24 protein-coding genes and 4 tRNA genes are annotated in these 25,154 nt (G+C 25.1%); 19 read left to right on the top strand and 9 right to left on the bottom strand.

Going from position 1 to position 25,154, the window contains the following annotated elements:
• Positions 1-2: 2 nt before the first annotated feature.
• Genes IGS63_RS03600 through IGS63_RS03585 form a run of 4 tightly spaced genes read right to left on the bottom strand, consistent with a single transcriptional unit; the run spans position 3 to position 3,822 of the window.
• Positions 3-1,295: an ABC transporter substrate-binding protein gene (locus IGS63_RS03600; RefSeq protein WP_190615647.1), complete on the bottom strand. Its 1,293-nt coding sequence runs from the start codon at positions 1,293-1,295 to the stop codon at positions 3-5.
• A 19-nt stretch (positions 1,296-1,314) separates the two neighbouring features.
• Positions 1,315-1,917 carry a dephospho-CoA kinase gene (gene coaE, locus IGS63_RS03595; RefSeq protein WP_190615646.1) on the bottom strand — a complete coding sequence of 201 codons (603 nt, stop codon included), beginning with the start codon at positions 1,915-1,917 and terminating at the stop codon, positions 1,315-1,317.
• Positions 1,914-3,287: a glucose-6-phosphate isomerase gene (locus IGS63_RS03590; protein ID WP_190615645.1), complete on the bottom strand. Its 1,374-nt coding sequence runs from the start codon at positions 3,285-3,287 to the stop codon at positions 1,914-1,916. The genes coaE and IGS63_RS03590 overlap by 4 nt, the downstream gene beginning before the upstream one ends.
• A 22-nt stretch (positions 3,288-3,309) precedes the next feature.
• Entirely contained in the window at positions 3,310-3,822 is a 513-nt protein-coding gene (locus IGS63_RS03585; protein WP_190615644.1) for an adenine phosphoribosyltransferase, read from the bottom strand.
• Positions 3,823-4,020: 198 nt separating this feature from the next.
• On the opposite strand from IGS63_RS03585, the gene IGS63_RS03580 reads away from it, so the two are divergent.
• The 7 genes from IGS63_RS03580 (at position 4,021) to IGS63_RS03550 (ending at position 9,429) form a co-directional block, all read left to right on the top strand.
• Positions 4,021-5,217, top strand: a complete 1,197-nt coding sequence (locus tag IGS63_RS03580) for an MFS transporter (protein WP_190615643.1) — start codon at positions 4,021-4,023, stop codon at positions 5,215-5,217.
• Positions 5,218-5,370: 153 nt separating this feature from the next.
• Positions 5,371-5,446 (top strand) — tRNA-Pro (locus IGS63_RS03575).
• Positions 5,447-5,455: 9 nt separating this feature from the next.
• Positions 5,456-5,531 (top strand) — tRNA-Gly (locus IGS63_RS03570).
• 10 nt (positions 5,532-5,541) lie between these two features.
• A tRNA-Arg gene (locus IGS63_RS03565) sits at positions 5,542-5,618 on the top strand.
• A gap of 39 nt (positions 5,619-5,657) precedes the next feature.
• Positions 5,658-5,733: transfer RNA gene (locus tag IGS63_RS03560), tRNA-His, on the top strand.
• A gap of 214 nt (positions 5,734-5,947) precedes the next feature.
• Complete coding sequence (locus IGS63_RS03555; protein WP_190615642.1) at positions 5,948-8,779, top strand: hypothetical protein; 2,832 nt, start codon at positions 5,948-5,950, stop codon at positions 8,777-8,779.
• A gap of 101 nt (positions 8,780-8,880) precedes the next feature.
• Entirely contained in the window at positions 8,881-9,429 is a 549-nt protein-coding gene (locus IGS63_RS03550) for an acetate uptake transporter (protein ID WP_190615641.1), read from the top strand.
• Positions 9,430-9,457: 28 nt separating this feature from the next.
• Here the strand turns inward: IGS63_RS03550 and galE are convergent, their stop codons facing one another.
• On the bottom strand, positions 9,458-10,465 hold the full coding sequence (gene galE, locus IGS63_RS03545) for a UDP-glucose 4-epimerase GalE (protein WP_190615640.1): 1,008 nt from the start codon (positions 10,463-10,465) through the stop codon (positions 9,458-9,460).
• A 107-nt stretch (positions 10,466-10,572) separates the two neighbouring features.
• On the opposite strand from galE, the gene IGS63_RS03540 reads away from it, so the two are divergent.
• Positions 10,573-11,283, top strand: coding sequence for a tetratricopeptide repeat protein (locus tag IGS63_RS03540; protein WP_190615639.1), 711 nt, complete (start codon positions 10,573-10,575; stop codon positions 11,281-11,283).
• A 436-nt stretch (positions 11,284-11,719) separates the two neighbouring features.
• On the opposite strand, the gene IGS63_RS03535 is transcribed toward IGS63_RS03540, so the two are convergent.
• On the bottom strand, positions 11,720-12,457 hold the full coding sequence (locus IGS63_RS03535; protein WP_190615638.1) for a hypothetical protein: 738 nt from the start codon (positions 12,455-12,457) through the stop codon (positions 11,720-11,722).
• A gap of 216 nt (positions 12,458-12,673) precedes the next feature.
• On the opposite strand from IGS63_RS03535, the gene rpmE reads away from it, so the two are divergent.
• From rpmE to IGS63_RS03480, 11 genes are all read left to right on the top strand, one after another.
• Positions 12,674-12,889, top strand: a complete 216-nt coding sequence (gene rpmE / locus IGS63_RS03530) for a 50S ribosomal protein L31 (RefSeq protein WP_190615637.1) — start codon at positions 12,674-12,676, stop codon at positions 12,887-12,889.
• 186 nt (positions 12,890-13,075) lie between these two features.
• Positions 13,076-13,441 (top strand): S1 RNA-binding domain-containing protein, encoded by a 366-nt coding sequence (locus tag IGS63_RS03525; protein ID WP_198423078.1) that lies wholly within the window; start codon positions 13,076-13,078, stop codon positions 13,439-13,441.
• A gap of 99 nt (positions 13,442-13,540) precedes the next feature.
• On the top strand, positions 13,541-14,806 hold the full coding sequence (hisS, locus tag IGS63_RS03520) for a histidine--tRNA ligase (RefSeq protein WP_190615636.1): 1,266 nt from the start codon (positions 13,541-13,543) through the stop codon (positions 14,804-14,806).
• A 10-nt stretch (positions 14,807-14,816) separates the two neighbouring features.
• On the top strand, positions 14,817-15,653 hold the full coding sequence (locus IGS63_RS03515; RefSeq protein WP_190615635.1) for a hypothetical protein: 837 nt from the start codon (positions 14,817-14,819) through the stop codon (positions 15,651-15,653).
• A gap of 10 nt (positions 15,654-15,663) precedes the next feature.
• Positions 15,664-16,929 carry a DegT/DnrJ/EryC1/StrS family aminotransferase gene (locus tag IGS63_RS03510; RefSeq protein WP_190615634.1) on the top strand — a complete coding sequence of 422 codons (1,266 nt, stop codon included), beginning with the start codon at positions 15,664-15,666 and terminating at the stop codon, positions 16,927-16,929.
• The gene (locus tag IGS63_RS03505; RefSeq protein WP_190615633.1) at positions 16,907-18,757 is read left to right on the top strand and encodes a nucleoside-diphosphate sugar epimerase/dehydratase; all 1,851 of its coding nucleotides are present in this window, start codon (positions 16,907-16,909) and stop codon (positions 18,755-18,757) included. Before IGS63_RS03510 ends, IGS63_RS03505 begins: the two co-directional genes overlap by 23 nt.
• 4 nt (positions 18,758-18,761) lie before the next feature.
• Positions 18,762-19,667, top strand: a complete 906-nt coding sequence (locus IGS63_RS03500; RefSeq protein WP_190615632.1) for a glycosyltransferase family 4 protein — start codon at positions 18,762-18,764, stop codon at positions 19,665-19,667.
• A 10-nt stretch (positions 19,668-19,677) separates the two neighbouring features.
• On the top strand, positions 19,678-20,889 hold the full coding sequence (locus IGS63_RS03495) for a hypothetical protein (RefSeq protein WP_190615631.1): 1,212 nt from the start codon (positions 19,678-19,680) through the stop codon (positions 20,887-20,889).
• Between the two features lie 48 nt (positions 20,890-20,937).
• On the top strand, positions 20,938-21,540 hold the full coding sequence (locus tag IGS63_RS03490) for a hypothetical protein (protein ID WP_190615630.1): 603 nt from the start codon (positions 20,938-20,940) through the stop codon (positions 21,538-21,540).
• A 12-nt stretch (positions 21,541-21,552) separates the two neighbouring features.
• Positions 21,553-21,984 carry a flagellar export chaperone FliS gene (gene fliS, locus IGS63_RS03485; protein ID WP_190615629.1) on the top strand — a complete coding sequence of 144 codons (432 nt, stop codon included), beginning with the start codon at positions 21,553-21,555 and terminating at the stop codon, positions 21,982-21,984.
• A gap of 49 nt (positions 21,985-22,033) precedes the next feature.
• Complete coding sequence (locus IGS63_RS03480) at positions 22,034-23,731, top strand: LVIVD repeat-containing protein (RefSeq protein ID WP_190615628.1); 1,698 nt, start codon at positions 22,034-22,036, stop codon at positions 23,729-23,731.
• 22 nt (positions 23,732-23,753) lie between these two features.
• Here the strand turns inward: IGS63_RS03480 and IGS63_RS03475 are convergent, their stop codons facing one another.
• From IGS63_RS03475 to IGS63_RS03465, 3 genes are read right to left on the bottom strand one after another with little or no spacing between them, the layout of a single operon-like run.
• The gene (locus IGS63_RS03475; RefSeq protein ID WP_190615627.1) at positions 23,754-24,140 is read right to left on the bottom strand and encodes a hypothetical protein; all 387 of its coding nucleotides are present in this window, start codon (positions 24,138-24,140) and stop codon (positions 23,754-23,756) included.
• Entirely contained in the window at positions 24,133-24,360 is a 228-nt protein-coding gene (locus IGS63_RS03470; RefSeq protein WP_190615626.1) for a YdbC family protein, read from the bottom strand. The genes IGS63_RS03475 and IGS63_RS03470 overlap by 8 nt, the downstream gene beginning before the upstream one ends.
• A gap of 6 nt (positions 24,361-24,366) precedes the next feature.
• Positions 24,367-25,014 (bottom strand): class I SAM-dependent methyltransferase, encoded by a 648-nt coding sequence (locus IGS63_RS03465; RefSeq protein WP_190615625.1) that lies wholly within the window; start codon positions 25,012-25,014, stop codon positions 24,367-24,369.
• Positions 25,015-25,154 lie beyond the last annotated feature (140 nt).

The raw sequence follows: 25,154 nt of genomic DNA, 5'->3' as shown, positions 1-25,154 counted from the left end.
GTTTATTTTGCTAATTCATTGGTTTCATCTAACATAGTTTTTAATGATGTAATCATTCTGTTGTAAGCTTCTTCAGCACCAAATTGATCGTTTAAATAATTAGTAAAGATGCTTCCGAATTCTTTTCTTATATCATACCATGCAGCTGGTTTAGGATCTGCAACAGCTGTTTTAAGAGTATTTAAAGCTATTACTGGTTTTTCATCATTTGCTACATATTTTTTCCATTGTTCTGTTTCAACAACATCTTTTCTAACAGGAACGTAACCAGAATTTATTGCCCAATAAGCTTGATTGATTGGATCTAACCAATATTTCATGAATCTCCAAGCTGCGTCACTTTGAGCTTTTGTTCCCCAATTAAACATGATTAAATCTGTACCAGCAATTGGTGAATGTGGTTTTCCATCAACTGATGGCAAGTAAGCCCAATTCCAGCCATGTTTTCCTCTTGATGATTTATCAACATATTTTTTTCCAGCTATTGTACCCATGTAAGCTGCTATTTGTCCTGATCCAAATGGATCATTTAAATATCCACCTTGCATTATTGCTAAATCGTTTGCTTTTATATTATGAAGCATTTCAAGAGTTTTTATTGTTAAATCTTTATCTAAAACTATTTTGTATTGTCCATTTCCTGCATAATCTAAAACTTTTCCATTCATTCCATACAAGAAAGTTTGAAAATCATCAACAGTTGTTCTAATACCTATACCATATTGATCGATTTGACCATCGCCATCAATATCTTCATTTAAAGTGTTTAAAGTATCCATAAAGTCTTCATATGTTTTTGGTGGTTCTATACCATATAAGTCAAATAAGTCTGTGTTGTAATAGTAGACATAGGTTGATTTATTGAATGGAATAGCATATATTTTATCTCCCCACATTGTCATATCTTTAAATACATCATAAACTTGCGTATCCCAAACTTTTTTCATTTGTGGATCGTCTAAGATATAACCATTTAAATCTTGAATAACTTTTGAAAATAAAAATTTTGCTGTCCAGTTAGAATAAGATTGTGCAATAACTGGAAGACCATCTTTAGATCCTTGGTTGTAAGCTGTTATAGTAGAAAGTAACTTTTGGTTTAATGCACCATAATTTCCAACGTAAATAGGTTTGATTTCAATATCTGGGTTTTCCTTGTTGAAATTTTCAACTAAAGTTTCTAAAGTTTCACCAAGTCCTCCACCCATAGCATGCCAGAATTCCAAAACTACTTTATCGGAAAAGGCAATAGATACTACCAATAATGCTAATAAAACTACCAATAACTTTTTCACCAACTACACCTCCCTGAATTTAATTTAATATGTTGGCAACAATTTTTTTTAAGGTTTGTTTGTCACAATCATTAATAATTTTATAATCAAAAAATTCAAATAACATATTTTTTTGTGATTTAACAATACTTTGTGCTGTATTTAAAGGTAAGTGCCTGTTTTCTACAAGTCTTTTTATTCGTAATTCTTTGGGGGCAGTTACATAGATTATTTTATTACACAATTTACTTAATCCTATTTCATTTAATAAAGCAGCGTCAATTACTATTATATCATATTTTTTTAATAAAATTTTTATATTATTTTTAATTTCATTAAAAATAACGGGATGAACTATGGCATTAAGTTTTTTTAAATTTTCTTTATTAGAAAAGACTAATTGTCCCAATTTTTTTCTGGAAATATTTTTTTGTAATAATTCTTTTTCAGATATTTCTCTATAACATTCAAATATATCACTTCCAAAAACTTTTTTCAACTCTTGTTTAACAAAAGAAAGGGTGAGTACGTAGTGTCCCACCCTATCAACATCAATTATTTCAACATTTTTATAATTTTCTTTTATTATGTTAGAAACAGTAGACTTTCCAGAACCAGCTGGTCCAGTAAGTCCTATTATCATATTATAACCTTCTTTTTTTCACTTAACTTTTTATTGACATCACTTGCCATTTCTTCATAACCTTTTCTTCCCATTAAAGCATAAGTTACTTTTTTACCCAATTCAACACCAGGTTGATCATAAGGGTTTATTTCTAGTAAACTTCCCATAACTGCGGTTGAAAACTCATACATAAATAGGAATTGACCTATATTATATGCATTTATTGCAGGGAATATTATTTTCATATTTGGTCTATTGTGTTCAACCAAAGCATATTCAGTACCAGTTAATTCTGTATTTAATAGTTCAGAAAGTTTCTTTCCTCCAAGGTATTTTAATGCTTCAATATCTGAATGAATTGAAGGAATAGTTATATCTCTTTCAAAGTTTTCTAATTTTAAGAAAGTAATAATCTTATCATTAGGTCCTTCATTGTACAATTGAACTTGTGAATGTTGATCTGTTGCACCAAGTGCTTTTATAGGTGTTTGTCCAACATTTACAACTTCACCTTTTAAATTAACTTTTTTTCCAATGCTTTCTGCCCAAAGTTGACGATACCAATCTGCAAGTAGATATAATCTATTTGAATAAGGCATCATTACAGACATAGAAAATCCTTTTTTATTTAAAATAAAGTGTATTAAAGCATTTAATGCAGCAGGATTTTCCCATACATTTTTATTATTTAGTATTTTTTGCATATCTCTTGCACCATTAAATAAATCAATTATATCAATATTTCCAGCCATAGCAGAGAGTAAGCCAACAGGAGTTAAAACGCTAAATCTTCCTCCAACATTTTGAGGTATTTCTAAAGTTCTAATATCTTCTTCAATAGCTATTTTTCTTAAAACTCCATTTTCTGGATCGGTTGTAAATAAAAGATGTTTTGATGGATTTAATCCATAAGTATCTATTAATCCTCTTGCTATTAAATAGTTAGACATGGCTTCAGCGGTTGTTCCAGATTTTGATATTACATTAAATAAAGTTGTTTTTGGATTTATTTGATCTAAAATTGAAGAAACAAAATCAGGATCAACATTATCAATAATAAAAACTTTAGGAGATTTTCTTTCTTCTTTACTCATAGAGTTGTAGTTTAATGGGTTTAAAGCAGTTTGTAAAGCTTGATTTCCAAGAGCTGAACCACCAATTCCAAGAATAACAACACTTTCAAATTTTTGAACCCAATTTTTAATATCTAAAACACTATCGGTCCATTTTCTTGTAAAAGGAACATCTAAAAATCCTGGTTTTTCTTCAAAAATATTTTCTATTATTTTTGTTATTTCTTCTTTGTAATCATCTATTTCAGCTTCTGTAACCCCGGAATTTACATTAGGCTTAAATAAATTTGTAAAATCAAACTTTATACCTTTCATAAATAATCCCTCCCTCATAAATTTAATATTCTATTAAAGAACCTACTTTTATATCATTTAATTTTTCTCTTGGATTTAAGAAACTCAATTCAGCAAAATTATAAACACCTTCTACTATTCCGCCAGCTTTTTTAACTAATTCTACAATGGCAGCGGTTGTTCCGCCTGTTGCAAGAACATCATCAACGATAATGACTCTTTCGCCTTTTTCAATAGCATCAATATGCATTTCTAAGGTGGCACTTCCATATTCCAAATCATATGATGCGCTTATTTTTTTATAAGGAAGTTTTCCAGGTTTTCTAACAGGAACAAATTTTTTCCCCATTTTATAAGCAAGTGGTGCAGCAAAAATAAAGCCTCTTGCTTCTGGACCAATTATAGTATCAAAGTTCCAATCTTTAATATCTTCTATCATACCATCTATAACAAATTTGAATACTTCAGGGTTACTAAGTACAGGGGTTATATCTTTAAAAATAATACCTTCTTTTGGAAAGTCTTTTACGTCTCTTACATATTTTTTTACATCCATAATTTTTCCTCCTTAAACTTTTTATACTATAAATTTTATCACAAAAATATTATATTTTGTTTATAAAAAAATTTGTTGATTTGATTCTAAAATTTTTTTCAACAAAGTTTACAAAAAGATAATAAAAATTAAATAGTTATTATCTTTGTATATATGCTATAATAAAGTTAGCTATCCTAATTAAAATGAGGTGATGAAATGCCTAAAAGAATGAAGAATATACTTTGGTATTCGTTTTTAAGTAGTGCATCTTGGAATATGTATCAAATAATTTTTAATTTATATTTAAGAGATTTAAATATGGATAATGTTTTTATAAGTGGATTGATGTCTTTACAACTATGGGGATCAGCAATACTTGGAATGATATTGGGTATGTTTGGAGATAAGTATGGAAGAAAAAAAATGCTTTTAATAACTTCATATATTTCAGGATTAGTTATTTTAATAAGAGCAATTTTTCCATTTGAAACATTGTTATTGTGGTTAGCCTTTTTTAATGGAGGTTTGTTTGCATCACGAATGATACTATTAAATACTTTTATAGTAGAAGTTACAGATCATAGTAACAGAGCAAAAGCCTTTGGATATAATTTTGGAATAATGATGGGTAGCGGTTTAATAGGTAATATGATTGGTGGAGTTATGGGAGATACTTTTGGATTAAAAAACACATTGATAGTTTCATCTATAATATATATACTTTCAACAACTACATTATTAAAAGTTGGAGATGTTAAAATAAAAAAGAAACAAAAATTTTCAGAATTATTTAATTTTAAAACTATACCTAAAAATGAACTTCATATATTAAAGGGATATTTATTATCAACATTTTTAATAGGATTTGGTGCAGGACTATTCATACATTTTGGAAATTTAATTTTTAAAGATTTGTTTTCTATGTCACCTACAATGATAGGAGTAGCTATTTCTATAGCTCAGGTTGGAACAGCATTGGGATCTTTTGCTTCTCCATATCTCTCTAAAAAATTTGGACCACTTGAGTATACATTGTTTTTACAATTTTTAGTTGTTCCATTAATTCTTGCATTTGCATTTGTTAGAGAACCATATATTTTTACAGGATTATATGCTTTAAGATTTTCATTTATGAATATGACTATTCCAGTTATTACAACTCTTGTTATGTCGAATCTTCCTTCAGATAAAATAACAACAATAAATAGTTTGAATAATCTTTTAAATAATTCAACGAGAGCAATAGCTACTGCAATGTTTGGATTTATTGTTGGAACTACTAATGGATATAGAAATTTGTTTTTAATAAGTACAGTTTTTTATCTTTTGAATTTTTTTGTTTATTTGAAATTTTTTTATCCATTAAGAAAAGAGAAAAAAACTTTGAATTTATATAAAATAAAAAAAGGATAAAAAATCTTATTTTATTGATTAAATAAGTGTTTTTTTGATTTTATAAAAATAACAAATAAAAACAGTCACTTAAAGTTAACGAATTTTATAAGAATTTGAAAAAAATAACTGTTGACAAAGTACCTAAACTGTGATATTATATATTCCGTAAGACGGAGCGTAGCGCAGCCGGTAGCGCGCCGGTCTTGGGAACCGGAGGTCGCTGGTTCGATCCCAGTCGCTCCGACCACATGAACATGCGGCAATAGCTCAATTGGTAGAGTATCGGCCTTCCAAGCCGAGGGTTGCGAGTTCGAGTCTCGTTTGCCGCTCCATAAAAAGTACGGGCCTATAGCTCAACAGGATAGAGCATCGGATTTCTAATCCGGGGGTTGGGAGTTCGAGCCTCTCTAGGCCCGCCACTTTTTATATTTTTTACATTAATTTGTAAATTATGAATGGTGGCTATAGTTCAGTTGGTAGAACATCGGACTGTGACTCCGAATGTCGTGGGTTCAAATCCCACTAGCCACCCCAAAAAGACGCTTAAAAGCGTCTTTTTTTTATTAAAATTCATAAAAAAAATACTCCTTTCGGAGTATAAAATGGGGATTTATTTATTTCAAAGGGGGATTACACTAATATTATAAAAAACTAAACTTAAAGTTTGCTTATAAATAGCTTAGATTTTTCTTAAATTAATAAATTTTTGATATAATGAAAAAAACACAAAGAAGGAGTTTGAAAATAATTGGAATTAAAAAAAGAATTTTTGCATGATTTTTCTACTCATTTTGAAGATGTTATAAAAATACAAAATGCCGATGATATAAAAGAGTTAGTTAATGAATATGTTATTACAGATAACATAAAGAAAAATTTAGTAAAATTTTTTAATAATTTTAATAAAAGAGTATCTGGAACTTGGGTTTCAGGTTTTTTTGGTTCTGGTAAATCGAATTTTGCAAAAATAATTTATAATATTTTTTTAAATAATGGAGTTTTTAAAAAGTTATTTTTAGAAAAAGTTAAAAATATGAAAGATCTTTATACATTAGTGGATAAAATAGAAGATGATGTATTGGCAGTTGCAATAGATCTTTCGACATTTGCAGGAAGCAATAAAAAAATAAGTGATATTTTATTAATTGAATTTTTAAAAAATATAGGATATGGTGGAAAATTAGAATGGAATGAATTTCAAAAAGATTTATTTGATTTTATAAAAAAAGATAGTATGGAATTAATAAATACAGACGAGTTATCAGATATTATAGAAGAATATTTAAAGAGCAGTTTGAATATTAAATATAAAAGAGTAATTTTTATTTTAGATGAAGTAGAACATTTTATTACAGGAAATAATGAAAGAATATTAGAGTTACAAGGGTTGCTTCATTCTTTTGATAAGTATAAAAACGTACATTTATTAGCAATTTCTCAAAGTTCATTAAATGACGATAAATTCTCTATTATAAAAGATAGATTTAAAACTAAGTTAGAATTAACTGCTGAAGATATAGAATATATAGTTTTAGAAAGATTTTTAAAAAAGAAAGATGAAAATTATTTTAAGGTTATTTATAAAGAAAATTCAATAGATATACTTTTAAATACTCTTGATAAATTTGAATCTTTTAATGAAAATGATGTTGAAGAATCTTCAAAGTTGTTTGCAAAGTTTTATCCTTTTTATCCTGAAACTATAAAGTTAATAACAGAAATATATGAAAATTCAGATCTTGAAAAGAGAAATATACTTTATATCTTTAATTCTATTTTAAATAAAGAATGGAAAGTAGGAGATATAATTTCAATATATGAATTTTATGATTTTATAGTTGATTTTCCTTTGAAAGAAAATGATTTAATGAAAATAAACTTATTAAAAATCTTAAAATTGACAGAAAAAACAACAACTTTTAAAAATGGAATTAAAACAATTGAACTGTTTAAATTATTAACTAATTCAATTAAATATAAAAATAACAAAAAAGAAGTTGAAGAAAAATTAAATGAATTAAAAGATGAAAATATTGTTTATAAAAATGGAGACATTTGGAAATTGTTGTCTAAAAAACAAAAAGAAGTTTTAAAAATAGTAAAAAAAATGTATGAAGAAAAAGAATTTTTTAGAAATAGAAAAAAGAATTTAAAAAAATTAATATCAAAATCATTACCAAATGATTTGTCATTTAAAATAAATGAAGTTCAAAGAACATTTAATATTTTAATAGATGGAGAAGAAGTAAAGAAAACAAAAGATACTGAAATACGAATTAATATAATAACTAAAAAAGAAGATATAAAAAAAATATCAATAGAAGATAAGTATACTGCTTATGTAATGATAAATATAAACTTTCAAAAAGATTTAGAAGAGTATACTGCTTTGAAAATGGCTGAAAATTTTGAAAAAGATGAGTATTTAGAGATTTTAATTTCAGATTTAGAAAAGAGAATTTTAAAGAAGATAAAAGATGCTTTAAATGATTCAAAAATATTTTATTATAGATATGGAGAAAAAAAGATAAAAAATTTTAATGAATTCATAAAGAAGTTCGTTAAAAACGAAATGTTTGAAACTATATATACTTCTTTTATAAATTTTAAAATAAAAGAAGAAGACATAAAAAAAGTATTTATAACAGATAAAAGGAAGTTATTGCAGTATAATATTGAAAATATTGAGATTCCAGAAGGAGAAATAAAAAACATATGTGAAGAGTTAAAAAAATCTCCATATGGTTGGAAAGAAATAACTACTATATTTATAATTTCAGTACTATATAAATTAGGAAAAATAGAAATAATAGGAGATACAAAATCTATTGAAAGAAAAGCGTCTATTGCTTATTTAAAAAAAATGAGTATAAAAAAAATAAAAGAAAAAGAGCTTAATATTAAGGAATTATCAGCTTTAATTTATAAATTAAAAAGTTTGGGGATAATAGAAAAAAATAATCATATGGTAGAGAGTATAGATGAAATATCTTATTATCTTAATAATTTTTTTATAAAAGAAACAAAAAGAATACTAATAATAAAAAATCATCTTATGAAGTATAGTTCTAATAAAAAAATTATAGAAAAAACAGAAGAATACATTAAATATTTTTCAAACTTGAACTCTAAATTGTCAGAAGAATTAAATATGAAAATAACAGCTTTAAGGTATATATTAAATAATTTTGAAGAATTTAAAAGTAAGTTCTTAGAGTTAAAAAAATATGAAAAGAAAATTAGTCTTTTTGAAAAAGAAAAAGATAAATATAATTTATTTTTAGAAAATCTCATATACGAAAAAAATAGTGTAATAAATGATGAACAAATAATTAAAATAATAAAAAAAGCAGAAGCTTTAAATTTTCATAAAAATGATATAGATTACTTTGGCTTTTTTAAAAATGAGTGCCTAGTTTTATGGAGAGAATATAGAGATATTTATGAAAAAAAAATAATGGAATTAGATAAATTAAATGAAGAAATTTTTGAAAGAAAAAGATTAGAGGAACTTGAAATTTCTATAAAAAATAAAACTTATACATGGCTTTTGCTTTTAGAACATTTTCTCAAAAAATAATTAAACTTAAATAAAAAGATACACAAAGCAACAAATATTTAATTTAAAGTATAGACTCAATGAGTAAAATGAATTGAAAAAAACTTTGGGAGGGAAAATTTATGAATAAAAAAGCAAATCCAGCTCCATTAGGATTAATGGGATTTGGAATGACTACGGTTTTGTTAAACTTACATAATGCAGGATTTTTAAAATTAAGTGTAGTTATAATATCTATGGGAATTTTTTATGGTGGATTGGCACAGGTAATTGCTGGTATAATGGAATTTAAAAATGAAAATACATTTGGAGCATTGGCCTTTACATCTTACGGATTATTTTGGCTTTCTTTAGTTGGAATATGGACTTTGAATGGTATAAATATGGGTCCTTTAGCTGACGCAAAATCAGTAGCTTGGTACTTATTGTTATGGGGAATTTTTACTTTATATATGTTTATTGGAACACTAAAACAAAATAAAACTAATCAAGTTATCTTTGGTTCTTTAACAATCTTATTTTTCTTATTAGCTGCTGGAGATTTTACAGGAATATCAGTTATAAAGACGATTGCTGGATATGAAGGTATTTTCTGTGGATTTTCTGCAATTTATGGAGCTATGGCACAAACATTAAATGAAGTATACAATAAAAAAGTTTTACCATTATAATTAAAAAAAGCATCGTAAGATGCTTTTTTTAATATCCTTTTGGATTGTTTTTCTGCCAATTCCAAGAATCTCTACACATATCTTCGAGATTTTTTTCTGCTTTCCATCCAAGTTCTTTTAATGCTTTTTCTGGATTAGCATAACATTTATCTATATCTCCAGGGCGTCTTTTTGTTATTATATAAGGTATTTTTATATTATTTGCTTTTTCAAAACTTTTAACAACATCTAAAACACTGTATCCAGTTCCAGTTCCTAAATTGTAAGCATCTATTCCTTTTGTTTTCATTATTTTTTCAAGAGCTTTTAAATGTCCTTTTGCTAAATCAACAACGTGTATATAATCTCTTACACCAGTTCCATCATGAGTGTTGTAGTCATTTCCAAATACACTCAACTTTTCTCTTTTACCAACAGCAACTTGAGTTATATAAGGCATTAAATTATTAGGTATTCCATTTGGATCTTCTCCTATCCTTCCACTTTCATGCGCTCCTATTGGATTAAAATATCTTAAAAGTGCGATACTCCAATCATTATCTGAAATATATAAGTCTCTTAATATTTCTTCGATCATTAACTTTGTTCTTCCATAAGGGTTTGTTGCATGTAAAGGGAAATCTTCAGAAATAGGTACTGATTCAGGATCACCATAAACAGTTGCAGAAGAACTAAAAACCATTTTTTTTACATTATATTTTTGCATTACTTCATTTAAGATAAGTGTTCCAGTTATATTATTATGATAGTACTTTAAAGGTATAGCAACTGATTCTCCAACTGCTTTTAAACCTGCAAAATGTATGACTGCTTCTATATTATTTTCTTCAAATACTTTTTCTAATTCGGTTTTATTTAAAATATCGGTATGATAAAACTTTAAAGTTTTTCCTGTAATTTGTTCAACTCTGTTTAAAGATTCTTTTTTACTGTTAGAAAGATTATCTACAACTACAATATCATAACCAGCATTTAAAAATTCAACACATGTATGACTTCCAATGTAACCAGCTCCACCTGTTATAAGTATAGACATAATTTCACATCCTTTTGTATTTTTTTACTGATAGTACAATAGTATTATACAGTAAAATCGTAAAAAGAGTGTAAATTATGATAAAATATTTTTAAGGGGGTGGATTTATGAAAAAAATTTTTATAAGTTTATTTTTTATTATTTTAGTGAGTTTAAATTTTACACAAGATTATCAAAAACTATTTTTACATGCAAACAGTATTAGAAGTGTTGAAGAAATGAATTCTTTAATAAGAATTCTAAATACTGCTACTAAAACTTCTGAAAATCTTTCAATACTCTGTCAATCTTTAACTGAATTAGCAAATTGGGGTATAAAAGATGAATCTGAAAGAATTAAAACATATGAAAAAGCAATAGAATATGGGAAAAAAGCAGTTAAGCTAAATCCGAAGAGTTATTATGCGAATTATGTAACGGGAACTGCAATTGGAAGGTTGGCTCAATTTAAAGGAATAATAGAGAGTTTATTTATGCTTGGTGATTTTGATAAATATTTAAAGAAAGCATTGGAATTGAATCCAAATTATAGTTATACATATATAGCTCTTGGTATGAGATATAGAGATGTTCCTTGGCCATTAAATAATATGAATAAATCTGAAGAATATTTAAAAAAAGCATTGGAATTAAATCCAAAATATTCAAATATTCATTACGAACTTGGTATTTTATATGAAAAAATAAATAAAAAAGATTTAGCAAAAAAAGAATTTGAAAAAGTTTTAACAATGGATTTTCATCCAGATTGGATTGCACAAGGAAAAGAAACTATTGAACTGGTAAAATTAGAGTTAAAAAAATTAAATGAAAATTAATTAAGAGAGATGAACATTAAGTTCATCTCTTTATTATTAAATAATGTTTTCGAAGTATGCAATAATATTTCTTTTATTTCTTTAAAATAAAAATAGACATAGCACTCCACTATTTACAAACAATTTACCAAAAAATTAGTTTTTTTAGTATTGACATGCAGTAAAGACCACGGATTATACTATAAATGAAAATAAAAATAAAACAACTTAAACGGAGGCGATGTCAATGATTAAAAAAATTAAAAACACATTATTTGGAACAAAAGTAAACTTAGTAAATGAAGAAAGATTAAATAAAGAAACTATTTTTGCATACGAATACAAAATCTTTTTTTAAAAAGATATAATCTCCCCCATAAATAAAGAATCGACATAAGTCGATTCTTTATTATTTTATACAAATAAAAATATTTTAAGTATAATTGAAACTTTATGATTATTTTAAGTAAATTGGATTACGTATTCCACCAAAGGACCAATTGTAAGGGTGTGGAACATTTATTATTTTGTTTGTATTTATACAATTATTAACTTCATCTTTTAAATCATTTGTACAGCCGTTTATTATTAATAAAGGTTTGTAGATAGTTATTCTTGAGATAAAATCATTTTTTAATTCATTAAATAATGATTTCCATAAATTATTTCTTAAGTTTTTATTTAATTTTTTAGTAAAACTTCCTAAAGATGCTTGATATTGAACGGGATTAACTAAAAGTATTGGTGATTTTTCTATAATGTTTGTTTTTTTTAGTAAGTCTTCAATTGTTAGATATTTTAAGGTTTTTGAGCTGTTCCTATCTTTAAACTTTTCTATTGCTCTACCAGTTGCACCTTGTGCTGGAGCTATTGGAATAAAGTTGTTTTTTTGATATTCATCTTTATGAGGTGATTCTAATAATAAAATTATTGAGTTTTTAATGTCAAGTGGAATTTTTTTATCATTAAATTTAGAATTAAAGTCTGAGGTTTTGTTATTAATAACGCCTTTTTCTGGAATATAATTGTATCGCCAAACATCTTGAACCTTTTTATCTTTAGTAAATAGCTTTAAATTTAATTCGTTTTTTTTAACTAAGTTTTTATCCAATAGTTCTTTGTATTCTTGTGAGTTTACATCAAAAAAAATTTCTTTCATTTTATTATTTATTTCTATGTAAGTTTTTATAGTCATATATACTTCCTTTCAAAACTTTAATTTTTTTAAATTCTAACATATTTTTATATAATATACAATATAATTGGTAAAAGTTATTTGTTATATAGTTCAATATAGTGAATGATAAGTTAATTTAATATTAATTAATATTTTTAGCCTTGACACTATAAAAACGAATATGCTATAATAGCAGGGAAATAAAACTAAATATACAAGAGGTGGATTGAAGCTATGAAAAAAGGAATACATCCTGAAATGAAGTTAATAACTGTTAAATGCGCATGTGGTGCAGAACACAAAATTTATTCTACAGTTGAAAACATGAGACTTGATGTGTGTTCAAAATGTCATCCTTTCTATAAAGGTGAAACAGGAGCACAAATACTCGATACTGAAGGTAGAGTACAAAGATTCAAGAACAAGTATAAAAAGTTCCTTGAAAACTAAATAAAAAAAATAAAAAGTTTTTAAAGCATCTGATCCTTGCATTTTCTTTAAGAAATTTTCAGATGCTTAATAATAATTATTTTTTCGGAGGTGAATACCGTAGCCTGGACCCGGGCCGCCATTGGCGAAATCACGGCTTAGCAAGGTTCATGTGAGAAATTCTTTTTGAAAGGGCTGGTTATATAAGTGAGTGAAGGTATAGTTCAGGGCACTGTTGTTAAGGTAAAAGTAGTTGATATTAAAAAATTCGGAGCATTTGTCAAAGTAGAAAACAGTGGCGAGGATGGTTTTGTACATATATCTAAGGTTTCAAAAAATTATGTAAAGAACATCACTGACTTTTTAGAAGTTGGAAAAGTTGTTGAAGGTAAGGTTATAGGCAAAACAAAAGATGGAAAACTTGAAATTTCATTAAAAGATATAAAAAATGATGCGCCTGTAAAAGATGACAACTTTGAAAAAAGACTTTCTATGTTCTTAAAGGACAGCGATAGAAAAATTTCAGAGTTTAGAAGATCTAGAGATAAAAAAAGAGGCGGAAAAAAGAGATAAAAAACAATCAAGGAGCCAAAGGCTCCTTTTTGTTTATATATATTTATGGTAAAATAGTTTGAAGAGAAATAGTTTTTTTAAAAATAGGAGGAATTTAAGTTGGCTAAATATAATAGAATAAAAGGAACTCAAGATATATATGGAGAAGAAATGAAGTATTGGAGTTATATTGAAGAAACAGCAAAAAAAGTATTAAAAAAGTATGCTTTTAATGAAGTTAGAACTCCTATAATTGAAAATACAAAGTTAATTTTAAGGGGAGTTGGTGAAACAACTGATGTAGTTCAAAAAGAAATGTATACTTTTGAAGATAAAGGTGGAAGATCTATAACATTAAGACCAGAAGGAACTGCACCAATAGTTAGAGCTTATGTTGAAAATTCAATGTCTTCTTTTGGATCTCCAACGAAGATATTTTATATGGGTCCAATGTTTAGATATGAAAAACCTCAAGCTGGAAGATATAGACAGTTTCATCAAATAGGTGCTGAAATTTTTGGTGCCAACACACCAATGGCTGATGCTGAAATTATAAGTATGAATTATGATTTTTTAAGAGAACTTGGATTAAAAAACTTTAAAATAAAAATAAATAGTATAGGTTGTGAAAATTGTAGAGCAGAATATAAAAATGCTTTAAAAGAATTTTATGAACCTCTTCTTCCTCAATTATGTGAAGATTGTAATAAACGTTTTAATACAAATATAATGAGACTTTTAGATTGTAAAAAAGATCTTGATAAGTCAAAAAATGCTCCTTCAATATTAGATTATTTAGATGAAGGATGTAAAGAGCATTTTGATAAACTAAAAGAATATTTAGACGAATTTAAAATTCCTTATGAAGTAGATTCGAGGATAGTTAGAGGATTAGATTATTATAACAGAACGGCTTTTGAAATAGAACACCCAATGCTTGGATCACAATCTGCAATAGGTGGTGGTGGAAGGTATGATGGATTAGTCAGTGAAATTGGTGGAAAAGAAACACCATCAGTTGGAATGGCTTTTGGATTAGAAAGATTAGTATTAGCATTGAAAGCAGAAAAAGTAGAAATACCTGAAAATGATGAAATAGATGTTTATATAATTTATTCTGGAGAAGGTACCCAAAAAGAAGCAATAAAAATAGCTAAAGATTTACGTGAAAAAAATTTAAAAATATTTTTAAATATTTCAAAAAGAAATTTTGGTGGTCAAATGAAGCATGCAAACAAATTAAATTCAAAATTTGCTGTTATAATAGGCGAAGATGAAGTAAAAAATAATATTGTTTCTTTTAAGGATTTAAAAACTGGTGAACAAATACAAGTTGAAAAAGGTTGGTTTATAAATTTAATTACAGAAAAATTAGAAAACAAGTGAGGAAAAAAATATGATTTTGTTAAAACCGTTCATTATTTTAATAGCATTAATATTTTGGTATATACCTTATTTACAATTTATAGGTATGGCAATAATACTTTTTGTTTATCATACGTTAATAAAAAATAGAAATGAACATATAAAGAAAATGAAAGAAATTTATAATGCAAATAATTGGGATTTTCCAATTAAAAATATAAAAATGAGTTATATACCATTTATTTTATACATTATTTCGGCACTTGTTATAGCTTTTTTGAGTATAGATATGACAAATCAACTTATTGATATCAATCCTTCGGAATACTCAAAAATAGTAGAAACTTATCCTTTATGGAAATCTATAACTTTTATAATTTCACTTACAGTTACATGGATTTCTTATGTTTTTATGATAAATGGAATAGTAAAAGATCAATGGCATATGCAAGAATCAGAACTACATAATAAAATAATAAAAAGTAGATTTATAAGACTACGCGAAGGAAATGTAGCTATGATTTTTAGAATAATAACACTGAATTTTTATGAATGGTTACTTTTGTTTAATCTTATAAGGGAAACTGATATGTGTTATATTGCAAATGGTACTGCAAGTGGAGATTATACTAAGTATGTACAAATTCCAAAAGAAGAAATAAAGGAAGACATAAATACTTTAATAGATAATTTATATATTAAAATAACAAATGAAATAGAAAAATTAAATGAAGATGAAAAATATAGTAAAATTTTTTCAGAAGTAACCGCTTTAAAAAAAGAAACTGCAAAAAAAATATTACAAAGATTATTTGATGAAGAAAAGATAAATAAAGAAGATTATGATAGAATAAAAACTTTTATATAGGGGGCGCACTGTGTTTGTTCCTTTATCAAAACCATATATAACCAACGATGAAAAAAAATATGTAAACAATGTTTTAGATTCAAACTATTTAGCACTTGGTCCGTACTTAAAAAAATTTGAAGAAAGCTTTATTGAATTTACAAAATCAAAGTATTGTGTAGGGGTAAACAGTGGTACATCAGCATTACAGTTGATACTTAAGGCAACTGGTTTTACTAAAAATAATGGAATGATAGTAACGCCATTTACCTTTATATCTTCTTCAAATGTAGCAATTTATGAAAATGGACATCCAGTGTTTGTTGATATTGATCCATATACTTATAACATATCTATTGAAGAGTTAAAAAAATTAATAAAAAATGGAAATAAGATAACAAAAGTCCCATACAATGAGATAAAATCATTTATGGGAGTTGACATTTTTGGACAACCTATAGATTGGGATGAAGTTTATAAAATTCTTCCAAATAATATTGATATAATAGAAGATTCTTGTGAAGCTCTTGGTTCTGAGTACAAAGGGAAAAAAACGGGAACTTTTGGAATTGCAGGAACCTTTGCATTTTACCCAAACAAACAAATAACAACAGGTGAAGGTGGCGTAATAATAACAAATAATGAAGAAATAAGTAAACTATGCCGTTCAATGGCTAATCAAGGTCGTGGAGATTCAATGGAATGGCTTGAACATGTTAGGATTGGCTATAATTATCGTTTAGATGAAATGTCAGCTGCTATGGGATATGCTCAAATGAAAAAAATAAATGAAATTTTATTACTTCGTGAAAAAGTAGCTGATAATTATCATAATTTATTTAAAGATGAAAGTAGAATTATTTTGCCAAAAATAGAAAAATATACAACAAAAATGAGCTGGTTTGTTTATGTTATAAGATTAGATTTAAACTGGATTTCTAAGTTTATAAAAATACCTAATTGGGTTAAAGAATTTAAAGTGTCAGAAAAAATAGATAAAGAAGAATGGAAAAAACTAATTTATAAAATAAAAGAAATACATAAATTATTTTTAAAGAAGTTAAATGAAAAAGGCGTTCAAAGCAAAAATTACTTTAGTCCAGTTCATTTACAACCGTTTTATAAGGAATTATATGGATATGAATATGGTGATTATCCAATAACAGAATTAATATCTTCGTTGACTGTTGCCATTCCTTTTTATTCTAATATATCTATTCAAGAACAAGAATATGTTGTTTTAAAAATAAAAGAAGTTTTGGAGGAGATTGAAAATGAAATATCTTACAAGGCGTAAGATTATACTATCTTTAGTTGATATTTCAATATTTTTTATTTCTTATATATTATCATTAGTATTGAGATTTCAATTTAATATGAATGAAATGGATAAATATTTTTCTTCTATTTTAATTTTACCTTTTATAATGATACTTGTATATTATTTATTTGGGGTTTATAATTCGATTTGGAGATTTGCAAAATTAACTGATTTAATGGTTGTTTTTAATAGTAGTATTATAGGTTTTTTATCTTCTTTTGTTTTTGTGGAACTTTTAAGAAGGTATGTTACTGATTTTTTCCTTTTACCGTTTAGTATTTCAGCAATGACAGCACTAATAGGAACTTTTTTAATTGTATGGAGTAGAATTTTTTGGTTTGCTAAAAGTAATGGATACTTTAAAAAGAAAAACATAAGTTCAAAAAACATACTTATAATTGGTGCTGGAGAAGCTGGAACAGAGATTTTAAATGAATTTGAAAGGCATCCGGAATTTGGTATTGTTAGAGGATTTCTTGATGATGATAAAAATAAAATAGGAAGAAGTATACATGGTTATAGAGTTTATGATGATACATCAAATATTATGAAATACGTAAAGGAACTTGAAATAAATGAGATAATCATTTCGATTCCAAGTGCTTCTTCAAAAGAAATAAAACAAATTTTTAATAAAATAGATAATAAAAAAGTTTTGGTAAAAACTCTTCCAAGTTTTTATGAAATATTAAGTAATAAGCTTTCTTTAGGATTTTTAAGAGATGTAGAAATATCAGATTTATTGGGAAGAAAAGAAGTAAATGTTGATTTTAATCAAATAAAAGAATATATAAATAAAAAAAATATATTAATTACTGGAGCTGGAGGAAGTATTGGTTCTGAAATATGTAGACAAGTTTGCGCCTTAAACCCAAAAACATTATATATCTTGGGTCGTGGAGAAAATAGTATTTTTAAAATAAAAAGAGAGTTAGTAGAAAGATTTCCTGAATTAAAAATAGAAGATATAATATGTGATATAACAAATAAAGAAAGAATGGAAAGTGTTTTTAAAAAATTTAAATTTGATGTTGTTTTTCATGCTGCAGCCCATAAACATGTTTTTCTTATGGAAGAAAATCCAACAGAGGCTTTTAGAGTAAATTCACTTGGAACATATGAACTTGCTAAACTTGCAGATAAATATGATGTAAAGAAATTTATATTTATATCTACTGATAAAGCCATAAATCCAACTTCAATAATGGGAACGTCTAAAAGATTTGGAGAAATTTTAATAAAGAGTGTTGCAAAAAATTCAAAAACAAACTTTGGTATTGTAAGATTTGGAAATGTACTCGGAAGTCGTGGAAGTGTTGTTCCAATATTTAAAGAACAGATAAAAAAAGGTGGACCTGTTACTGTAACTCACCCAAAAATGAAAAGATATTTTATGACTATTCCAGAAGCGGTTGCACTTGTTATTCAAAGCGGAAACTTTGCAAAAAATGGAGAAGTTTTTGTATTGGATATGGAAGAACCTGTTTTAATAGATCATCTTGCAAGAGAGTTAATAAGGCTTTCTGGATATGTTCCCGATCAAGATATTGAAATAGTTTATACCGGTACAAAACCGGGAGAAAAACTTTATGAAGAATTATTTTTAAATGAAGAAGATTATGAAAAAACACAAAATAAGAGAATATATATAGCAAGAAATTCAACTGTATTAAAAGATACTGAAGGATTAGTAATAGAACTTTTAAAGTCAATAAAAAATGATGATTTGGATATGCTACAAACTTTAATAAAAAAGTATATTCCAGATTCAACGGCAGTCATAAGAAAAAATATAGCGAGGTAATAATATGTATGCTTTATCTATGATATTTGCAATAATTTTAACACCTTTAATGATACTCATAGCAAAGAAAGCTAATATAGTTGATAATCCAGATGAAAACTTAAAAACGCATAAAAAATCAATACCCTATTTGGGAGGAGTTGCAGTTTTATTTTCTATAATCCCGTTTTTTATTTTTAATATTTCTTATATACTTCCAGCTGTATTAATAACTTTTTTAGGGCTTTGGGATGATATAAAGAATGTTAATTCTAAAGTAAGATTAATTTTGGAATTTATTTTAATGGGAATTACTATATATATGATTTATGGTTATATTCATATTGTGTATTTTTTTCTATTAATGATTACTGGAGTTGCAATAATAAATTCAGTAAATATGATAGATGGTATGGATGGAGTTTGTTCTGGAATAACCGCAATAGCTTTAACCTTTTTTGCTATACTTGGAGATAATAGTTTATATTATATAGTTTTTGCATTAATAGGTTTTTTAATTTATAATAAATATCCTGCTAAGATATTTTTAGGTGATGCAGGGTCTTATTTACTTGGATTTACATTGTTTTATTCAATAACGAGTTTAACTCAAAAACATGGAAATGGAGGATATTTTATATCTTTAATAATAGGAGGAGTTTTTGCAACTGATTTCTCTTTTGCGATATTAAGAAGAATTTTAAATAAAAAATCACCATTTTCTGGAGATAGAGAACATATATATGATAAGTTAAATAGAAGATTTAATTCTTCTGTACCGTTAACAGTCTTTGTTTTATATTTAATTTCTATAACATATGGTTTAATATCTCTGTTTTCTTGGAATTTTCCAATTTATGGTGCTATAATTTCAATAGTAACATTTTTAATACTTGGAAAAATATTAAATCTTTATGGATATGATAAGTGAGGTGTAAGTGTTGGCCGTTTACAAGAAAAAAAACGGAGATTACTTTGAAATTAAACCGAATTTTATAAAAAAAATACTATTTAATCAAAATAAAAGCTCAGATTCTGATATATTAGAAAAATATAGTTTTGAAGTAAGCTTAAAAACTGGAGATTATGTATGGTATGATAATGAATTTAATCTTGAAAAAAATACAGAATTCGATAAATTAAAGATAAATATGGAATACATTCCATTTATCTTAACTTTAACTAGAATAAATTCATTTCTTGAATCAGACAAAAAAAATATGGTTTCAGTACTTTCTACAGAATTAGATCATCAAACTCAAAATATAATAGATATGGAATCTTTGATTTATTCTTTGAATGAAAGTACAGATATTACTTTTTTATATTTAAAAAAAGATGGAAGATATATTGAGCATCATTTATTATTTTCTTCTTATGATTATCAGAATTACTTTGATTTATTTGTAAAATTTACTAAAAAACAACTTTTAGATTTTTATAAATCTTTATTAAAAGAACTTAATTCATTTAGAAGTTCTATTTTACCAGAAATAATAGATAAATTAACAAAAGAATATGGTGAAGCTTCTAATGCAAAAGAAGTTTCATATAACTATTTAATTAATAAAAAAGATGAGATATTTAATATTTATGATGTTAATTTGAAAAGAATATTGGAAATAGATAATGCTAGTGATGAATTAAAAGAGTATATAAATTATTTAAAATTTTTAAAGACTCGTGAAACAAGAGAGGAAGATTTCATTTCTCCAGAGGTAGAGTTAGATTTTATTATAGAAGATATGGATGAAATTGAAGATAAAATGAAGGAAATATTTGATGAAAACTTTGATGAAGAAGAAGATTTTATAGAATTATTTGATGAATTATTGTCTGGAAACTCAAAAAGTATACAATTTGAAATAAAAGACGCTTTAGATGAATTAAAAATGTTTAAAGATGATGTAGAAAAAGAAGATGTAGAAAAAGAAATTTTATTAAAATTAATTAATTACTTTGGAAAAGATATGATATTAAATCAATTTGAAAAGCTTTCTAAATTATTTGAGTTTTTGAATTTGGAAGAAGATTTTATAAACATTTATAATGTATCAGAAGATAAAAAAATAAATGAATATAAACAATGGTATAGGAACTTATTTAATGATTCAAAGAATATAGGAAAAAAGGTAAGTAAGTTTAAGTATTAAAGGTTTTTAGTCGATATATTAAAGACTAAAAAGGGAGGTTGCAGTGCATTGAATATAAATGTAGAATTAAGAGGAATAAAAAATGAAACACTGAGTGTAGAGCCCGAAAAATTTCAATCTTTTAATGATATGATTACAGAATATACAAATGAAACAGAAGGAATTCTAACTTATTTAAAGATAAATGATAAAGAAATTCCAATTTCGTATATATCAGAGCTTCAAAATGCTCATTTTGAAGGTGGAGAAAATATAGTATTAGAATTTAAACCAAAAAAAGATGTTTTAATGACATTGTGTGATGAAGCTTTAGTTTATTTGAATAAAGTAAAGGAAAATTCAGAATCTTTTTCAAAAGAGTTGCTTTTAAATACACAAGAAGGTCAAAAAATGCTTTCAGCTTTATCAGAAGGATTTCAGTCACTCCTTAAAATAATTGAACAAATAGAAATATTTTCAAATAAAAAGATATACTCAGATGAAGATATTGAAAAAATAAAAAAGGTAATAGAATCAATGTTTAAAGCACAAGAAGAAAAAGACACTTTGGAACTTTCGGATATTGTTGATTTTGATTTTGAAGAAATATTAAAATTATTTGAAGAAATATTTGAAGAAGGAAAAAGATTACTTAATGAAAGTTTTAATTAAGAGGTGATTTAAATGTATAATCAAAACAACAATACTTATTTTGAAAATACAGTAAGAACTGCTACTCCTGCTAAGCTCGTTGAAATGCTTTATTCAAATGCTGTTGAAAGACTTGAAAAATCTAAAACAATGATAAAAGAAAAAAATTTTACTGAAGCAAATAAACAAATAATAAGAGTTGAAGATATAATAAATGAATTAAATGTTTCATTGGATATGGAAGTTGGTGGAGAAGTATCAAAAAATTTAAGATCTTTATATAATTATATGTATAGAAGACTTTTAGAAGCAAATGTAAAAAAAGATATTGAAATAATTGAAGAAGTACAAGGTCTTATAAAAGATTTATTGGATACTTGGAAGGAAGCAATGAAAAAATCTGTTAATACACTTAAAGAAATGAGTGCAAATACAAACAAATCAAAATTTGATATACAAACTTAATAATGAACGGGAGTTATCCCGTTCATTTTTTAAAGAAAGGAGTTATAAAATGAAAAAAAACTTTTTAGAAATAGTAGTATTTTATTTGATATCTTTTTTGATTATATATACAGCTTTTAATACTATAAAAACAGATGAAATTATTTTAAAAACAAATGTAAAGAATAGTGAAAGTATAAAAAAAACAACAAATTATGAATATGTTGGTAAAGAAACTGCTGTAATAAGTGGTGGATATAGTGGGATTTATTTATTTAGTTTAAAGGATAATAAGATAATAAAACAAATAAATACTGGAAACTATGTAAATTCCATAAAAATAATTGGAAGTACGTTGTATTTAACAGATAAAGATGGATTAAAGATATACAACATAAATAAAAATTCAATAACCTTATTAAATGAATACAATACTTTTGGAGATGCTTTAAGCTTGCTCGTTGATAAAAATCAAATTTATGTTGGTGATGGTAAAAATGGTATTGTTGTATTTGAACTTAAACCTGGTGGATTTTTGCGTTTGAAAAAACATATAAAAATAAATGGAATAGTTACTTCTATGACTAAGTATAAAAATAATCTTTTTGTAGTTGGTCCAAAAATTGGAATAAAAATATTTAATGAAAAGTTTAATGAGGTTGGAAGTTTTACAAAGTTATTTTCTCCAATACAAATATTGGCAAATGATGGAAAGTTATATCTTTTAGATAGATTTTTGGGATTTTATACCTTTAATATAGAAAGTTTTTTTGAAAATAAAGTTGAGTTTAAAGCTATATCTTATTCAATAAATTCTTTTGCATTTTATAATAATATAATTTATTTTGCAGCTTCAGATGGAATATATACTTTAGATAATAAAATGAAAAAAATAATAAGTGGTGATTTTTCAAATACGAAAATAAAAATTTTTGATGATTATATGTATTTAACAAGGTATGATAAAGGTTTACAAATATATGACTTAAATACTTTAAAATTAATTGAACAGTACAATAAAATGGATTCAGTTTACTTATTAAAAGGAATAAATGATTTGTTTTTTGCAGTAGATGATAAAAAAATATATTATATGGATAAAAATTTTAATATACTAAAAAAAGAAGAATTAAATGGAAAAATTATTAAAACAAATAAAAATATTTTTCTTTTAAATGATGATAAAATAATAGATTTATACAATAAAAAAACATATGAAGTTTCAGCTTTGAATATTTTAGATTTGAATGAAACTTATTATGTAAATAAAGAAGGAGCTTTTAAATTAAAGGATAATAGTAAAGTATTAGAAAATTTAGTTTCAAATATATTATTAATTAATAAAAAATATTATTATGTTAAAAACAAAAAAATATATTTAAATAATAAAATAATGTATGAATCTAATAAAAGAATAATAGAAAGTTTTTATAATGAAGGTATTTATATTCTTACAGAGGATGGTATAGATGAGTTAAATTTACAATTCAAGATTGAAAAGTCTTACAATACAGAAACTAAGGTAGATAAAATTCTTTTTTCAAAAGATAAAATTTTTATTTCTATACAAGATAAATTAATTGTATTAAATAAAGAATTAAAAAAAATAAAAGAGATAAACTTTAAATTGCCAATTTCTGATATAGAATACTATAATAATAAAGTTTATATATCTCTTTTATATGAAGGTATTTATATTTATGATTCTGATTTTAAAATGATAAAAAAAGTAGATACGTTTAACGCAATAGATATAGAAACATTTTAATGAGTTAGTTTTAACTAACTCATTAAAATTTTAAATTGCTTTTATTTAGTTCATTTTTAATATCAGAAAAAAATTTTTCAAAAGAGTTTTCATTTAAGTATCTTCCAACTTTTTTACCATACATCATCTTTAAATCAATAAATTTTTGAAGAGATAAGTTTAATTTATTTAGTTTATAATCTAAGTTTAAAGAAATTTTTTTTACTAAAAAAAACAAAGGCATTGAAAGAGACACAAAAATAAAAGATATAACATATGTTTTTAAGTATAGAAATAAAAAAATAAAGGATAAAAATAAAAAATAGCTTATTAAAATAGTATTTTTAGTAAATAAGTATATGTATATATTTTTATTAATTTTTTCTAATATTTTAGGATATTCTGTTGAAAAAAATTCATTTTCATTCATTGAAATCCATTCCATTTAAAATATCTTTTAACTTTATTAATTCTTCCTTAGTTAAAGTTATTCCCTTACTCATTTTTGATTCATCAGGAGACCATTCTCTAATATCATACTTTGCCTCTCTTTCATTCCAGCTTACTTTTTTTAATTGTTTAGCCCACCCTTTTGAAGATTCTGATAATGTTCCGAATGTTTCTATTATTTCAAATTTTAATTCTGCCATTTAAAATCACCTCACATTAAATATTGAATACTTTTTATTATCTGTAAATAATAAATTTAAACCAGTTTTTTTTGATATTATTTTCATGGTATTTTCGGTAAAAAACGAAATATGAGTTGAATCTTTTTTATAATACCATTTATGAAAATCTTCTACACTTTTAGGATGAAAAGATGTCATTATAGCTAAAATACCATATTTATTTAAAAGATTTTTAAATAAATTAAAATATTTCATAGGATACTTTAAATGTTCTATTACTTCTGTGCATGTAATTAAATCATATTTCTTTCCAATATATACTTTTTTTGGAGCATAAAATAAATCATATATATCCATTTTAAAATTATAATCCTTTTCTAAAATCATTGAAAGAACTGGTGATGGACCACTACCAAAATCTAAACCATCTTTTCCTTTTACATATTTTAAAACAGAAGTATCTAAGAATTTTTTAAAGTAATTAACATATTTTATATCATCAATTGAATTGTTGTGATAATTATATCTATTTTTTTCTTCAGTTATTGAGAGAATAGATTCTTCAGCTTTTGAAATAAATTCACAGTTTGAACAGTAATAGTAATATGATTTCATTTGCTCATCATAAAATTCTTCTGTTTTATTTCCACAAATCTTACAAGTGTTGTTCATTATAACTCTCCTTAGTTTTAGGATACTATAATTATTTTACCATAAAGATTAAGTTTTATAGTAAAGAAGAATAAAATTGTAAAATAAAAAAATAATTTAATATGGTATAATTTAATAAAAAAAGAAATGATTATATATAA

It is taken from the genome of Tepiditoga spiralis (assembly GCF_014701195.1).
In the GTDB taxonomy this organism is placed as follows: domain Bacteria; phylum Thermotogota; class Thermotogae; order Petrotogales; family Petrotogaceae; genus Tepiditoga; species Tepiditoga spiralis.
The sequence above is the reverse complement of the archived record's forward strand: the minus strand, read 5'-3'. Positions and strand labels throughout refer to the sequence as shown.

Excerpts from the sequence above, each read along its gene's own strand:
- IGS63_RS03535 (WP_190615638.1), bottom strand. The coding sequence starts at position 12,457 with ATGACTATAAAAACTTACATAGAAATAAATAATAAAATGAAAGAAATT.
- rpmE (WP_190615637.1), top strand. The coding sequence starts at position 12,674 with ATGAAAAAAGGAATACATCCTGAAATGAAGTTAATAACTGTTAAATGC.
- IGS63_RS03515 (WP_190615635.1), top strand. The coding sequence starts at position 14,817 with ATGATTTTGTTAAAACCGTTCATTATTTTAATAGCATTAATATTTTGG.
- IGS63_RS03585 (WP_190615644.1), bottom strand. The coding sequence starts at position 3,822 with ATGGATGTAAAAAAATATGTAAGAGACGTAAAAGACTTTCCAAAAGAA.
- coaE (WP_190615646.1), bottom strand. The coding sequence starts at position 1,917 with ATGATAATAGGACTTACTGGACCAGCTGGTTCTGGAAAGTCTACTGTT.
- galE (WP_190615640.1), bottom strand. The coding sequence starts at position 10,465 with ATGTCTATACTTATAACAGGTGGAGCTGGTTACATTGGAAGTCATACA.
- IGS63_RS03465 (WP_190615625.1), bottom strand. The coding sequence starts at position 25,014 with ATGAACAACACTTGTAAGATTTGTGGAAATAAAACAGAAGAATTTTAT.
- IGS63_RS03540 (WP_190615639.1), top strand. The coding sequence starts at position 10,573 with ATGAAAAAAATTTTTATAAGTTTATTTTTTATTATTTTAGTGAGTTTA.
- fliS (WP_190615629.1), top strand. The coding sequence starts at position 21,553 with ATGTATAATCAAAACAACAATACTTATTTTGAAAATACAGTAAGAACT.
- IGS63_RS03480 (WP_190615628.1), top strand. The coding sequence starts at position 22,034 with ATGAAAAAAAACTTTTTAGAAATAGTAGTATTTTATTTGATATCTTTT.
- IGS63_RS03505 (WP_190615633.1), top strand. The coding sequence starts at position 16,907 with ATGAAATATCTTACAAGGCGTAAGATTATACTATCTTTAGTTGATATT.
- IGS63_RS03500 (WP_190615632.1), top strand. The coding sequence starts at position 18,762 with ATGTATGCTTTATCTATGATATTTGCAATAATTTTAACACCTTTAATG.
- IGS63_RS03475 (WP_190615627.1), bottom strand. The coding sequence starts at position 24,140 with ATGAATGAAAATGAATTTTTTTCAACAGAATATCCTAAAATATTAGAA.
- IGS63_RS03470 (WP_190615626.1), bottom strand. The coding sequence starts at position 24,360 with ATGGCAGAATTAAAATTTGAAATAATAGAAACATTCGGAACATTATCA.
- IGS63_RS03550 (WP_190615641.1), top strand. The coding sequence starts at position 8,881 with ATGAATAAAAAAGCAAATCCAGCTCCATTAGGATTAATGGGATTTGGA.
- IGS63_RS03580 (WP_190615643.1), top strand. The coding sequence starts at position 4,021 with ATGCCTAAAAGAATGAAGAATATACTTTGGTATTCGTTTTTAAGTAGT.
- IGS63_RS03590 (WP_190615645.1), bottom strand. The coding sequence starts at position 3,287 with ATGAAAGGTATAAAGTTTGATTTTACAAATTTATTTAAGCCTAATGTA.